The organism is Sporosarcina sp. AD_1, assembly GCF_057373025.1.
The window spans coordinates 65,953-81,380 of sequence record NZ_JBPVIR010000006.1; the positions used below are offsets into that span (position 1 = coordinate 65,953).

Consider the following 15,428-nt stretch of genomic DNA (forward strand, 5'->3'; position numbering starts at 1 on the left):
TTTAGCGTAGGAGAAGAAAAGCTGGATTTATGGGAAACGTTTAGCTAATCACAGTCACATCCGCTTTGAAGAGCGGTTGACTAGGATTATTGAGATGTTTTTCTAGAAAAGAGTAACCACCACTAAATCCCTCGTCAGAGGTAGTAGGCGGTTACTTTTTTTTGTTGGTTAAAAGGACAAGGCTATCGGACAACCGTTCTACATGTTCTCGCAAAGCAGCCACGTCGATTGAGTGGCGTTGATGGAGTTGAAATAGCTTGGTGCAATGGTTTTGTGTATTTTAGTTGAATAGTGGATTGTGTATTATGTTCCCGCAGACTAATGGTCCGGGGGATTTTTTGACCGCCTGGGTCTACTTTTACGCGGAAATGAATTGGTTTTAGAGGGAAAGTTTTTCCTGAAGTAAATAAGTGCAAAGTCATAAAATAAGTACAAGAAGAGTAGCGATTAGTTTGCAAACTCGAAAGAATTATTTCGATTGCAAAAAATATAGGGTATAATTAGGTTACTAGATATAGCACAAATAAAGGGGAGAAATAATGGACATTAACTATAAACCGTTATGGAAGTTATTAATTGACAAAGAAATAACAAAATCAGAACTAAGAGAGAAAACTGGAATTGCACCGAGCACATTTTCAAAAATGACTCGCAATGAATATGTATCTATGGATATTCTGGTAAGGATTTGTAGTGTATTAAAATGCCAGATGAGTGATATTGTTGAGGTGGAATTTGGGATTATCTCATAAGAAAACTAGAACAATTAACAACGTGTCACAGACTTGAATCGCTTGTTAATTCTATGTTTATTAGTTTCAATGTACTTTCACATTAACAAATAAAAGGGCAAGAAAATTAAAAATGAGGTGTAAACATGTTGCGGGATAATATAAATCACAACGAGAAAGTAAAATCAAATACAGTATTTTTAAAGGAATTAAAAGAAAAACTACCAGAGTTTTTTACAGCAAATAGATTCGATGACGAAGGAAACATTGTTGAAGATGGAAAATTTGATTTAGAAAAGTTCCAAAAGATGTTACGAGAGCAAAACATCGAAGAATTAACCAGTGGACATCAATTGAATTTTATTGGGAAGGACTATGCAAAAAAACAAGCTGGTGAATTTGCTAAAACTGTCATTGTTCCAGATCTTGAGCATAACCAACTAGAAGAAAATAAAAATAGTAAGAACTTATTTTTCACTGGCGATAATTTAGAAGTTTTGCGTCATTTGCAAAATAATTATAGTCGATCTATTGATATGATCTACATTGACCCGCCTTATAATACTGGAACAGATGGATTCGTTTATCCAGATAAATTCGAATATAGTGATCAAGAATTAAAAGATATGTTTGGTATGAGTGATACAGAATTGGTACGTTTAAAAAGTATTCAAGGGAAAGCCACGCATTCTGCATGGTTATCATTTATGTATCCACGATTATGGCTAGCTAAAAGGCTTCTTACAGAAGAGGGTAGAATTTTCATTTCTATTGATGATAATGAATCAGCAAATTTAAAACTAATATGTGATGAAATTTTTGGTGAAATATCATTCGTAGGAAGTATCGGATGGGAATCGAAAACAAAATCGCAAAATACAAAAACATCATTTGATAAATTACAACCTAAAATAGAAACAATATTAGTATATTCAATGATTGAAACAAATCATTTTAATTTAATCGTCACTGGAGAAAAAGAATATCCTTTTGAAGATAAACAAGGAAAGTATAGAGAATACGAGTTGGAAGTAATGAGTGCAGATGGTGTGCGTGGCAGAAACACTATGATCTTTGATATTGAAGGAATTAGCCCTCCAAATGGAATGCAATGGAAATTAGGGAGGGACACAATAAAAGCATATCAACAAAATGAAAGTTTAAGCATTCGAAACGGAAAAGTTATTATTAAGATTAGACCAGATGAAGAAAAGACGGAGAATACTGAACCCTTTTGGGGATTTTTCTCAAAGACAATTGGAACAGCAGAAACTGCAAAAAAGGAACTGAATAATTTAATGGGAGTCAAAGGAGTTTTTGACACCGTCAAGCCGTCTGAATTGATAAAGCGTCTTATTTTTCATTCGACCAATAAAGATGGTATTATTTTAGATTTTTTTGCTGGTTCATCTACAACAGCAGACGCAGTAATGCAATTAAACAGTGGTGATACCGAAGGTTCAGGGAAAAGAAAGTACATTATGATTCAAATTCCAGAAAAAACATATGACTTTAATGAAGAAGGTGAAAAAGTGCTACGCAAGGGAAGTGAGGTAGCATTTCGTGAGGGATATATGTCTATCGACGAGGTAAGCCGCGAGCGTATTAAAAAGGCTAGTAAAAGAATTCAAGAAGAAGCAGGATTAGCTTTACCCAAAAACTTTGATGGTGGGTTTAAGCATTATTATGTTGTGACTCCTGAGCAACCGACACTAGATGATATCGAGTCATTTGATATAGAATCTGGATTATTTAAAGATAACAGTGGACAATTAGTTAACTTATTAGAAAGCGGTTTTGATGATATGATTCAACCATTTTCTTCTAAAGGCTTAAAGGTAAGTGGGAATGCAACTGGTGTGGATACAATTGTGACAACGTGGCTAGTCAAAGATGGTTACAAAATGGATGTTCAGGCTGAAAATATTGACCTTGATGAATATACTGCAATTTACGTGGATGATAGCCGCTTGTATTTAATCCACGAAAAATGGAATGCCACACAAACAAAGGCCCTCTTAAATTTAATTGGAACCAATCAACTAAATGTTCAAACCATCGTGCTATATGGCTATTCCTTTAACCTAGAGAGCATTCAGGAACTTGAGATAGGATTAAAACAACTCGATAGCAAAGTTAATCTGATAAAAAGGTATTAAGGAGGTGGGCATCAATATGAAAATACTATTAGAGGAACTCCCCCACCAAGAAGACAGTTTGAAAGCCATTATGAAAAGCTTTAAAGGTGTAGATCGTACTTCCACGGATCCTAATGCAGGAGATGTATATGCCAATCCTTTAATTCAAGGAAGGTATGATGAATTATCCAATATTGATGTGAAAATGGAAACGGGGACAGGGAAAACATATGTATATACAAGATTGATGTATGAGATGCACCAACAGCACGGTATTTTTAAATTTGTAATTGTAGTCCCAAGCCCAGCTATTAAAGAAGGAACGAAAAATTTCATTCAAAGTGATTATGCAAAGCAGCACTTTACCCAATTTTATGAGAACACGAGAATCGAATTAAACGTCATCAATGCGGGTGATTTCAAAGCGAAATCCGGAAGGAAGAACTTCCCGGCGCACTTACTTAATTTCGTTGAAGGAAGCAGACAAAATTCCAATACAATTCAAGTACTATTGATTAATGCAGGTATGTTAAATTCCTCAAGTATGAAGAAAAATGATTATGATCAAACATTAATGGGCGGCGTGACAAGCCCGATAGAAGGAATTCAAAATACCCGACCGATCGTTATTATTGACGAACCGCATCTTTTTCCACGTGATAAGGCGAACTATAAGGCAATAGAAGCTATTAATCCTCAAATGATTATTCGTTTTGGGGCTACTTTTCCCGAGATAACGATAGGTAACGGGAAAAATAAAGTTACTAAAAAGGATTATTATCGTGGAAATCCGCAATTTGATTTGAATGCTATTGAGAGTTTTAATAATGGTTTAGTTAAAGGTATTGATATCTATTATCCTAATTTAACAGAAGAACAGGCAAGAAATCGTTATGTTGTCGATAGTGTCACTGCCAAAGAATTAGTGCTTAAACAAAATGGTAAGCTTTGGACGCTGCGTGTCGGGGATAATTTAGCGGAAGTGGATTCAGGGTTTGAAGGGAATATTGAATATGCAGGTTCCAAATTTTTGAGCAATGAATTGGAGCTTGATAAAGGGATGAGTTTAATCCCAGGTACCTACCGTTCTTCTTATCAAGAGCTAATTATTAGGGATGCCATTGATAAGCATTTTGAAATTGAACAAAAAAACTTCCTTAGAAGTGGTGAAAGGGATAACAATGAGCCTAAGATTAAAACATTAAGTCTATTTTTCATTGATAATATTGATAGTTACCGTCAGGAAGACGGTTGGTTAAAACAAACTTTTGTGCGTTTGTTGAAGGAAAAACTATCACGCCTAGTATCTGAATATGAATATAAACGTTTACCAAGAGAAAAGGAGTATTTGGATTTCTTAAGGGCGACACAAACAAGCTTAAATCTTGGCGACAGTGATCAAAATGTACATGCAGGTTATTTTGGTGAAGATCGTGGTTCAGGTGACGAAGCAATTCAGGAACAAGTAGATGATATTTTAAAAAATAAAGGAAAATTACTCAGCTTTAAAAATGTAAAGGGGGACTGGCAAACAAGAAGATTCTTATTTTCAAAATGGACGTTACGCGAAGGCTGGGATAATCCTAATGTATTTGTAATCGCTAAATTACGTACATCCGGTAGTGATAACAGTAAAATTCAGGAAGTTGGTCGAGGATTACGATTACCTGTCGACGAAACAGGGCATCGAATTCACCAGGATGAATGGCCTTCTAGACTTGCCTTCTTAATTGGTTATGATGAAAAGGATTTTGCTAAACAATTAGTTGGGGAAATTAATCGAGACGTTAATATTGAATTGAATGAAGAAAAACTTACAGAGGATATGATTCAATTAATTGTTAAAGAGAGACGGAAAATAGATCCAGCGTTTACCGATGAAGTCTTACTAGAAAGTTTAGATGAGTTGGGCATAATCAATCGTAAAAATGAATTTAAAAAAGCTATTGAAATAGATGGTGTTCAAAAAGATGGTTTTTTATGGTTGGTTGAACTGTATCCTGAATTGAACACAACACAATTACGGGAAGGTAAAGTAGTCGAGCCACAAAACTCCCAAAACAAAATACGAGTGAAATTAAGAAAAGAAAACTGGGCAAAAGTAAAGGAACTATGGCAGCAATTTTCCAATCGCTATATGTTAGAGTTTGAACGCATTCCTCAAACGATTCAACTCATGGCCGGTGAAATAGTTGGCAATGCAGAATTATATGAGCGAGAAGTGCCTATACAATTGCGAGAATCTGTATATGCTAGCGAAGACAATAAAGGTGTTATTTTGAAAGAACAAGAGAGGGAATATGATCGAACTTACTTACCTGGAATGCCTTATGGAAAGTTTATTAAAGCCATTCATGCGGCAACAGGAATTCCTGTAAAAGATATTCATGGGAATTTACTCTACTTGATGAAATCCGATTTACGAGGAGATTCAAGATATTTAAGTGAAGTGTCGCTTCAAAATATTATACGTGAATTTAAAAAAAGATTTGATGAGGTATTTGCACAAACATATGAATATAAAAAATTGGATTTTCAGGCGCGTACATCTATTTATAATCCTGATACAGATAGTTTTGTAGATGATCTTAATGCAGAAATTCTTGGTGTCAATATAGATCACCAAGCACTTGAAGATAATCGCAACCTATATGAGGTACCGCCAATGAGATACGATAGTGTAACGCCTGAAAGAGAATTGTTGAGGCATAATTACCCTGAAAAGGTAACCGTTTTTGGGAAACTACCTAGAAAGGCTATCCAAGTTCCCAAATATACTGGTGGCTCTACAACACCTGATTTTATTTATCTGATTGAAAAAGAAGACGACACAAGCGTGTATTTACTTGTAGAGACTAAAGCAGAAAACATGAGAATTGGAGATAAAAGCATTATCAAAATTCAGAAGAAGTTTTTTGATAATTTGAAAGAACATGACGTTGAATTTGAAGAAGCGACAAGTGCGCAACAAGTATATTCTGTGATTAGAAAACTAGCTGAAGAATAAGAGGGGAAACATTGTGGAGAAAAGTGGATTTTTACTGACGTTGATTCAAAATGGACAATTGATTAAGACGGGTGCAAAACCTAAACTACCTATTCAAATACCCAAAGTGACGGATGGGATGTTAGATGTTTATCGCATTCCTTTGGAACACCTTTATTATAACGACGAAAATGGCCGTATAGCTTCGGCCATTTCACGTTTGGAAAATCGACCAGCACCGGCAAAGGATATTGACAGCCCTGACTACAATCTTCTAATTGAAAATATGGTTGTAGAGGATAACCCTGCAAAATTAAAACAAACAAAGAAGTCTATTAAGGAGTCTGGACAAAAAGTATTTGGCTATGTTTTAGCAGACGGTCGTGTCATTGATGGAAACAGAAGATACACCGCTTTGAGACAGTTAGCGAAGGAAACAGGTGAATCTTATTTTTTTGAAGCGGTTATCTTACCGTTTACATATGAATTGAAAACTGAAAGAGCTGAAATCAAAAGGCTTGAATTAGCTATTCAAATGGGAACTGAAGAACGCCAAGCGTATGATCCCGTCGATTTATCAGTGGATATTTATCAAACAGTTGTTGTTGATCAATTAATTAGTGTAGCGGATTATTCCAAAGAAGCGAAAATTAATAAAAAAGAAATTACTGATCGTATCGAAACGGTATTATTAATGCAAGATTATTTAAACTTTATTAATGCAAAATCTAATGCCTTCCATATTATTAAGGACACGAAACTTTATACACCGCTTTATGAGCTTTCAAAAAAGCTTTCCAGACAATTTCCTAAAAAGGGGCCTGTTTATGAACAGTCAAAAATTACGACGTTCGCTCTTTTAAGTAAAATGTTATCTGTGGGGGATGATATAGGACGGGATATTCGGGAATATTACAAAAACATCTTAACCACTGGGGAAAATACCGATTTTAATGAGTCGGTTGAGGATACAATTAATGATTTACAAGATAAATTAGAGGAAAATACAATACATTCAGCTGTGGAACTTCGAAGGGCGTTAGAAAAGACAACGCCGGAATTGAGGATTATTAGCTCAGAATTTATTCAGACCATAAATAAACATAATCGCGGGAAAAACATTGAATCTTTTATTGGTGACATAAAAGAAACTTTAAACGTTTTAAAAGACATGGAAAAAGGTGACGGTCTAACTGGTCATCTAAACTTCAATAATTTTAGTAAGGATCAAATTAACGAAATTCGTGAATATTTAATCCAGATAAATTTATTAAGTAAAGAGTTAATTGGGATTTATGACGATGAAATCTAATCCTAAAATGGTTTCCGTAGTTTACGACAACGCGGCTTATTTTCAACTTCTGGATAGTCCTGAAGGATATTTTAAACAAGGCAGAGTGAAGCGCATCTTGGAGCGTTATCGGAGTTATTTTACTAATTTTGATGAGTTGTTAATTGATGGTGCCACCAATTATATATCTTTACAAGAACTCATTGAAAAAGTAAGCAATGCTTTAACAAAAAGTTGTGGAACAACTTTGGATTTGAGCGATGACATCCTGCTACACCTTCAACAAAATAAGTATGCGATTAATGAGCAACGTATAGCTGGGAGCACGATTAAATCTTCCGATGACCGATGGACAGATGAATTGGATATATTTGAACGGTTTTTGGAAAAGGAAATAACTCGTCCGTTAAAGAAAGAGCAATTGCAAGCAAGTTTTTACTTAGCCGCGATGAAAAGAGCTGCAAACTTTTCCGTCCCCGGCGCAGGTAAAACGGCAATGATGTACGGAGCATATGCTTATTTAAGTAGTAAGGATATCGGAGAAGTACGACAGTTATTAGTTGTTTCACCTATTAATGCTTTTGAAGCGTGGCGAACAGAATTCATTGAAGTATTTGGCAGTAAACGTCCTTTAAATTACATGAATTTAAAAGATACCAAATATCAAAATGCGGGCAAGATTAGAACCGATTGGGGAAATAGTAATGTCATTGTTATAAACTACGAAGCGCTTGAAGGCAAATTGGCCGTTTTAAACGAACTAATCGATGAGCAAACAATGATTGTTTTTGATGAAGTTCATCGTGTAAAAGGTATAGGGGGGAGGCGAGCAATTGCGGCCTTAAACCTTGGATTGAAGGCCAGGTATCATTATGTTTTAACAGGAACGCCGATACCTAATAGCTATAAGGATATCTACAATTTTCTACATTTATTATATGACAATGAATACGATTCTTTTTTTGGTTGGGAAGTACGCGATTTAGAAAACCCTAACATCGAAGAAATAAATAATCGTGTTCAACCGTTCTTTTGGAGAACAAATAAAGTTGATTTAATAGTACCTGCTGCCGAACCTGATAAATTAATGATTGTTAAACCATCTGAAAGACAGCAACAGCTAGTTCAAACAATATATGAAAATGAAGGGAATATTTTATCTCTTTATTTAAGATTATTGCAAGCCTCTACAAATCCTGCTTTACTCTTGGAAAGAATCGAATATAGAGATTTAGGATTGATAGATGATGAACTGGACTTATCACAATTGAATGCTTTAAACGATGAGGAAAAGGAACTGGCTAGAAAAAAAGCTTATCAAAAACTTCAGGTAGATTCAATTCCTTCCCAGAAATTCGAAAGAGGGTTACAACTGATTACAGAGTTAGTGAGAGAAGGAAAAAAAGTTATTGTATGGGGAATGTTTGTAAAAACAATGCAAAAGATTCAATTCGAGTTGCAAAGAAAGGGGATTTCCGTAAATTTAGTTTACGGGGGGACTCCGAAAGATGAACGAGTCAATTTAATCAATGATTTTCGCGATGGTGATGTATCAGTAATGATATCTAATCCTAACACATTAGGAGAGTCCATTTCTTTACACCAAACTGTTCATGACGCCGTTTACTTCGAATATAACTTCAATTTAACATTTATGCTGCAGTCAAGAGACCGCATTCATCGACTGGGGTTAAAAGAAGGTCAATATACAAGATATTACTACCTAATGACTGAAGGGGATCGAGCACACGGCGGCTTCATTGATCAAGCGGTTTACAAGCGATTAAAAGAAAAAGAACAAATAATGCTTGATGCAATTGATGGTGAATTGTTAATTCCAGAGGTAACGGATGATTATTTAGATGATGTAAAGAGAATAATTCGAAACTATCCCTGATTAGTATTCCGAATATTGGGGTCTAATATTAACTAGTTGAAGGATTAATATGGTAGGTCTTGTGAAGACAATTACTCAGAAAAAATTGGAGGAACTCCGCTACTTCCCTATATTTGAACTTAATCGGGGTCAATTTCATCCGAATTGAACTTCGTTATTGTAAAACCTGTAAATACGTAATTGAGTGTGAAAAAGTAGGGAATGCCAAGAAACAGAATGGAATGAAAGCTGCTGGACTCACTCCGAGGGTTGGAGCCGTAAAGATAGAATGTATACTCCAAGGAAATAATGGCGCACTTTGCGTTCCGGTATCTTCAACAAATATAGAAATCGTTTATTGACCTTCCAATCTAAACTTGTTATAATTCATCTATTATTTTTTAAAAAAGAATAGAGATACCTTGTATAATTTCAAGAATACGGCTTGAAAGTTTCTACCAGCTACCATAAATGGCTCGTCTACAAGGAATGTGAAATCAATGCAATTTTATATTCCTTTTTGTAGAAAAAACTTTGTCCTAACTAAGGCCAAAGTTTTTTTATATTATTGGGCAATACTAGTATGAACTGGCTGAAAAATGATTCTTGAAACCATGACCATTCATTCTTTAATCTAGCAAATAGGAGATTACAACATGAGAAACTTTTTTAAGTTTGCTGAACGAAATACTTCGTATAAGCAGGAATCACTAGCAGGTGTGACAACCTTCCTATCCATTGCGTATATATTGGTCGTCAATCCACTTATCCTCAGCCAAGCTGGGATGGATAGTGGGGCTGTATTTACTGCAACCGCACTTACGGCGATTATCGGTACACTCCTTATTGGGGTGCTTGCGAACTTCCCAATTGGCATTGCACCAAGTATGGGATTGAATTCATTTTTCACTTTTTCGGTCTGTATTGGGATGGGCATACCATGGGAAGTCGCGTTGACCGGCGTTTTTATTGCAGGCATTATTTTTATGATTTTAAGTTTATTGAAAATCCGGGAGAAGATTATTACTATCATCCCATTGAATTTAAAATATGCGATCGCTGCTGGAATTGGATTCTTTATTACATTTATAGGGATGAAAAATGGAGGGCTTATTATTGCCAATCCTGATACATTTGTTTCGATTGGAAACTTAACATCCGCTACGACCCTGCTGGCCATTTTCGGCTTGGTCATTACGATTGTCATGTTAGTACGTGGAATACGTGGAGGAATTTTTTATGGAATGATCATTACAACGATTATTGGAATGATTGTTGGATTAATAAACACTCCTACAAAAATCATCGGAAGTATACCAAGCTTGGAGCCAACATTTGGCGTCGTGTTTTCCCATTTAGATCAGGTGTTCACCCCTGAATTACTGGCAGTGATTTTCACTTTTTTACTTGTTGCCTTTTTTGATACGGCAGGAGCTTTAATCGCACTGACCAGTCAAGCGGGAATGATGAAAGATAATACTGTGCCAAATATAGGAAAAGCATTGCTTGCTGATTCTACCGCTTGTGCAGTTGGGGCGATACTCGGAACATCCACACCTGCGACGAGTGTTGAATCTTCTGCGGGCATTGCAGTCGGTGGCAGGACAGGCTTTACGTCTGTCGTTATTGCTGCTTGCTTTGCGATTGCTATGTTCTTTTCGCCGATTTTATCTGTTATTACATTGGAAGTAACAGCCCCTGCGTTAATTATTGTAGGCGCATTGATGGCAATGGAAATAAGAAAAATTGACTGGAGCAAGCTGGAAATTGTGATTCCATCCTTTTTCACCATCATCATGATGCCCCTCACTTCCAGTGTGGCAATCGGTCTTGCATTTGGTTTTATTCTTTATCCAATTTGTTTACTAGCACAAAAGCGGTATAAAGAAATTCATCCAATTATGTATGTGATTTGTTTGTTATTTATACTGTACTTTGCGTTTATCGTGTAGCTTTAGGTAAGGAAATTATTATTAAAATACTAAATGCCATAAACCCTTTACTCTTAAAGGTTTATGGCATTTTTAACTACGATTTTGATAGTTCTTGTGCATTAAAGATTCTTTATATAGTTTTAGAAAGTATTTTAAGATCTGATAGTGCCTGCTGCAAGGTTCCTTTTGTAATTTGCTCACTAAAGTCCAATCCCAGGCTTACTGCAGTTTGAGCCACTTCAGGCCTAACACCTGTTAGTATCGTTTTAACTCCTAACAATTTTAAGGTAGAGCTCAAATTAAAGATATGATGTGCCACCATTGTATCGACAATCGCTACTCCGGACAAATCGAGTATTAGGTAAGATATTTTTAATCTCCCTACTTCTTTCGTCGTATTCTCCATCAACATTAACGCCCGTTCCGTATCAATATCTCCGATTAAAGGCAGTATGGCGACATCATTAGAAATCGAAACAATCGGAACAGATAATTCAATAAATGCTTTTCTTGCATTATCGAGATTGACTGTGTAGAAGTTAACAAAGGTCAAGCTAAAACAGTAAACAGCGTAATCCAGCAGTGGGTCTATAATTTTGAATGTTGCTAACAATGTTTTCACTGACATATCATGTGCGATGACCATGTTTTCAATTACTTCATTGATGTAAGTTCGATAAAGCGTCGTATCTTTCAAAGCTTCATCTAATGGTATTCCAAGTTTGAATACATACTCGGATGTTTCATTTGCCCATTTTTCGATCAGCTCATAGGCCATTTCTTTCTTTTCTGGTTTCCCTAAGAATTCTCCAAAGAGATCTACAAAGCTTGCTCTCATCCTTACTATTTCCTCTTCAATATGTGTAGGGATTAATTGTCTTTGATCTTCCGGAACCTCTGATAATCGCACGTCATGAATTTTATGTGCAATCGTAATCTTTTCTTCTTGGAGAGTTTTTCCGAGTAGCTTCATTTCATTTATCACAAGTCATACCACCTCAATAGAATTATATATTAATTTGCCTTTTATTTTATTGTATTCAAAGGATTCCTGCAAACTAATAGGAGTACAAAGGATTGATAGCTCACACTAAAATTGTGCTAATGAATTATCTATCTTAAAGTGATGTACGTGTTAATGTAAAGCTACTATTTCAAAACTTTAAGCGCATTCAGAACAAATAGATTGATTCCTTTCTTTCGTAAAGGTAAGGTGAGAAATAAAGCATAGGAGAGGTTACGATGAAGTATATGAAATTGAATAATGGCATTGAAATTCCGATGGTCGGTAGTGGTACGAATACGTATGGTAAAGAGGGGAACCAATATTCAGGTGCGTTAAGAGAAGATACGCAGGAAGTCGACTGGGCCATTGAAAACGGCTACCGTCATTTTGATGCAGCTCAATTGTATCGTAATGAAGAAGTTGTGGGAACTGGAATACAGAAATCGTCTCTTCCGCGGGAAGATTTCTTTGTCACATCCAAGCTGAATACATTTGACGGTTTCCATGGAGCCGATTGGGCCCATGCGGAAATTGAAAAAAGCTTAGAGAAATTACAAACTGACTATATTGATTTGTTCCTGATCCATAAACCTTGGGATAACGATGCAGAGATGGTGGAGGCATGGACTATTTTAGAAGACTGCTATAAACGCGGTGTGTTTAAGTCAATTGGTGTTTCTAACTTTGAAAAAGAACACCTTGATTTACTTCTTGAGAACAGCACCATCACACCAGCCGTCAATCAAATTAAATCGCAAGTCGGACATTGGAATGACACACTGATTGCTTATAACAACAGCAAGGGGATTGCAACGGTCGCTTGGTCTCCATTAAAAGGAATCGATGAAAATGCCCAACAGATTTTAGAGGAAATCGGTCACCAATATGGAAAAACGTACGCCCAAGTTGTATTGCGCTATCAAATTGAACGAGATGTTATTGTGATTCCGAAGTCTCATAATAAAGAGCGCCAAGCCCAGTGCTTAGACCTTTTCGACTTTGAACTGACTGCCGGCGATCGCGATCGTATTGCTGCTTTGTAATCGATTCCGTTTGCATTGAACCATCCATTATAGCCGTTGCTGCTATGATGGATGGTTTTATTTTGGAGTGGATTTGTACTCTTTTTATGTAGCGGGTCTTCAAGAGAGAATTGAAAAAGAAGTAGATTGCTGGTAATCACGTTTTCATCACTTGAACCATCCATATGAAAATGCCTGATACAGCAGCAATTGCCGCCGTACCAGGCACCCGATTCAAGCTCTGTATGTTAGAGCTAATCCTTTTAAAAAGTTTCTAGCGTATCGATCGAGGCACGGTTTATAATTCTTGTGCCCTTCTTTTCTCAACACAGCGCTTAATTCGCCTTTTGAGATGCTGACTCCTGCCTTCTCTAAAATAGCAAGCATATCCTCACTTGTTAACGCGAGGGCTATCTTCACTTTCTTGAGCAGGATATTATTAACAGATTCATTTGTGACGGCAGCACTTGCCGGATCCGGAAGTTGTTGTCCTGGTTTAGGCTCTTGTTTTCCTCTTTTATAAATAATCAAACCATTTAAAAATGAATCGAGCATTCGATTCGTACACGTCAGCTGCAATTCATCTTCAGCTTCGTCATTTGACTTTGTAAGCAATCGGAGGACATCCTCTTTTGTCACTTCACTGCCACCCAGCTTAAAAATGTCGACCATCTCAGCGTCCGAAAAATTCAATGCATATCGTAATCGAATCAATCTATCATTATTATTCATTTATAGTCCTCCTGTGTAAAATGCTGTATGTGCAAATCAACTTCGTCTAACGTACCGTGATTTTCTCGTGTGGATTGAAACGAGTTAAGCCTTATAATAGCACACTCCAGCCTTCCAGGCATGCGTTGATGCGTGAACAGAGTGGTAACTAAAACTACTCGGCGTTATAAGTCCAAGCCGTTTTTCATTCATCGACTGATGATTACATTTTCTGGAATGCTCTACTGAACAGCTGTCTGATGAAATACGACCAACCATTTGATGGGACAAAGAGTTAGCGGGAATTAATGATTATTAGAATGATTCACCGACCAATTAGAATGTTTTGGATTGGCAGAAGGAAAAGAGAATGGAGCATAGGATGAAGCACGAAGTTGGACGGTCTTCCTCCATAAGTGTTCACTAACAACTCTCGAAAGTCTATCTGGCGTTTCGCTGTTCAAGTTCCAAAAATAATTTGAAACTTTTTCCGGAAATCGGCGTCTGTACGCTGTTAAGAGAATCGCATGACATCATAGGAGGAAGTTGGATGAAGAAGAAACTTTGTAATTTTGTATTGGCAGCGGCACTGATCGTGCCTGTCATAAGTATGTCGGACGAGGCGGAGGCCGCTGTCGCCAATCCGTTCAATGATGTGTCGAAGAACAGCCCGTACGTGGACATCATCCATGAAATGCGTGATCAGAAGATTATTAGCGGGTATCCGAATGGCGAATTCAAGCCGAACGAAACGATCAGCCGGAAGCAGGCGGCGGCTCTCGTCAACCGTGCGGTGAAACTACCGGCGCGGAATAAGTTTGTGCCGTTCAAAGACGTTACCACGAAAAACCCATATTATAACGATATTAAAAAACTGCAGCAGGCTGGCATTTTTGCGCCAGACAAGAAAGGCAATTTGTATCCGAATGAGCCGATCACCCGTGCCGAGATGGCGAAGGTGTTAGCCATTGCATTCAAATTGGACGTGCAGTCGGATCTGCATTTCAAGGACGTGCCGAAGACCCATCCGGCGAGTGAATATATCCGTGCCCTTTATTCGAATGCGATCACTACAGGCGACTTTGGGAAGTATTATCCCGATAAACCCGTTACACGCGCCCACTATGCCGTATTCCTGCACCGGACCCTGCATATGAACGACGCCGTGGACCCGGCGGAACCGGCAAAGCCGCTTCGTGGACAGTTGGGCGCTTTCACGGAAGAGCAACTTGAGAAACGCGGTGATTACCTTGCGTATCAGATGATGCGGCTGCTCGATCAGAAGGTGACGCGCTACCCTGCCGATTCGCTCATGATGGAGAAGATGAATAAAGCGCCATATTGGGATGACCGTGAAATCGATCTGTATCCTGCGGGTTCCGGCTACGGGCAGATGACGAAGGAGAACATTGCGTATTTGCAACGGTTCGTCAAAAAGGACTCCAAAATGGAGCAGATATTGAACCGGTGGGCGGCAGGCGATTTCTCAAAGGTGCAGGAAGAATATATTACACTGAAGGGCATCTATGACCCTGAGTACTATGTATGGTGTCTGGAAGAGCTCTGCCTGAACAGCTCCGATCTGCATGTGCGGACAAAGCGCGCGGAAGAGTTCTTCATCCGTACCGTATTCGGGCAAAAAGGGTTGGAACGCCATTATGAACAGTGGGGGACGACTGGCAATTGATCATGGGTAGAGAGGAATTGGATAACCACCCAGAGTGAATTGGCGT

General features: G+C 37.5%; 10 protein-coding genes and 1 riboswitch. Of the genes, 8 read left to right on the forward strand and 2 right to left on the reverse strand.

What is annotated here, in order from left to right; all coding sequences use genetic code 11:
- Positions 1 to 539 precede the first annotated feature (539 nt).
- The 6 genes from ACSW3C_RS12655 to ACSW3C_RS12680 all read left to right on the forward strand — a co-directional run bounded on the left by ACSW3C_RS12655 (position 540) and on the right by ACSW3C_RS12680 (position 10,974).
- Positions 540 to 752: a helix-turn-helix domain-containing protein gene (locus ACSW3C_RS12655; RefSeq protein ID WP_486562991.1), complete on the forward strand. Its 213-nt coding sequence runs from the start codon at positions 540 to 542 to the stop codon at positions 750 to 752.
- 125 nt (positions 753 to 877) lie between these two features.
- Positions 878 to 2,890 (forward strand): DNA methyltransferase, encoded by a 2,013-nt coding sequence (locus ACSW3C_RS12660; protein WP_486562993.1) that lies wholly within the window; start codon positions 878 to 880, stop codon positions 2,888 to 2,890.
- 16 nt (positions 2,891 to 2,906) lie between these two features.
- Positions 2,907 to 5,876, forward strand: a complete 2,970-nt coding sequence (locus ACSW3C_RS12665; protein WP_486562994.1) for a type III restriction-modification system endonuclease — start codon at positions 2,907 to 2,909, stop codon at positions 5,874 to 5,876.
- A 13-nt stretch (positions 5,877 to 5,889) separates the two neighbouring features.
- Positions 5,890 to 7,167: a hypothetical protein gene (locus ACSW3C_RS12670; protein WP_486562996.1), complete on the forward strand. Its 1,278-nt coding sequence runs from the start codon at positions 5,890 to 5,892 to the stop codon at positions 7,165 to 7,167.
- Complete coding sequence (locus tag ACSW3C_RS12675; protein WP_486562998.1) at positions 7,157 to 9,043, forward strand: DEAD/DEAH box helicase; 1,887 nt, start codon at positions 7,157 to 7,159, stop codon at positions 9,041 to 9,043. The genes ACSW3C_RS12670 and ACSW3C_RS12675 overlap by 11 nt, the downstream gene beginning before the upstream one ends.
- Positions 9,044 to 9,424: 381 nt before the next feature.
- A riboswitch (purine riboswitch) is annotated at positions 9,425 to 9,525 on the forward strand.
- Positions 9,526 to 9,678: 153 nt separating this feature from the next.
- On the forward strand, positions 9,679 to 10,974 hold the full coding sequence (locus tag ACSW3C_RS12680; protein WP_486562999.1) for an NCS2 family permease: 1,296 nt from the start codon (positions 9,679 to 9,681) through the stop codon (positions 10,972 to 10,974).
- 112 nt (positions 10,975 to 11,086) lie between these two features.
- Here the strand turns inward: ACSW3C_RS12680 and ACSW3C_RS12685 are convergent, their stop codons facing one another.
- The gene (locus tag ACSW3C_RS12685; RefSeq protein ID WP_486563001.1) at positions 11,087 to 11,941 is read right to left on the reverse strand and encodes an STAS domain-containing protein; all 855 of its coding nucleotides are present in this window, start codon (positions 11,939 to 11,941) and stop codon (positions 11,087 to 11,089) included.
- Positions 11,942 to 12,198: 257 nt separating this feature from the next.
- Here ACSW3C_RS12685 and ACSW3C_RS12690 point away from each other — a divergent pair, with 257 nt between their 5' ends.
- Positions 12,199 to 13,005 carry an aldo/keto reductase gene (locus tag ACSW3C_RS12690; protein ID WP_486563003.1) on the forward strand — a complete coding sequence of 269 codons (807 nt, stop codon included), beginning with the start codon at positions 12,199 to 12,201 and terminating at the stop codon, positions 13,003 to 13,005.
- Between the two features lie 213 nt (positions 13,006 to 13,218).
- Here the strand turns inward: ACSW3C_RS12690 and ACSW3C_RS12695 are convergent, their stop codons facing one another.
- Positions 13,219 to 13,716, reverse strand: coding sequence for a YehS family protein (locus ACSW3C_RS12695; protein WP_486563005.1), 498 nt, complete (start codon positions 13,714 to 13,716; stop codon positions 13,219 to 13,221).
- Positions 13,717 to 14,245: 529 nt separating this feature from the next.
- On the opposite strand from ACSW3C_RS12695, the gene ACSW3C_RS12700 reads away from it, so the two are divergent.
- A complete protein-coding gene (locus ACSW3C_RS12700) occupies positions 14,246 to 15,382 on the forward strand; it encodes an S-layer homology domain-containing protein (protein ID WP_486563006.1) in 1,137 nt (378 codons plus the stop codon).
- Positions 15,383 to 15,428 lie beyond the last annotated feature (46 nt).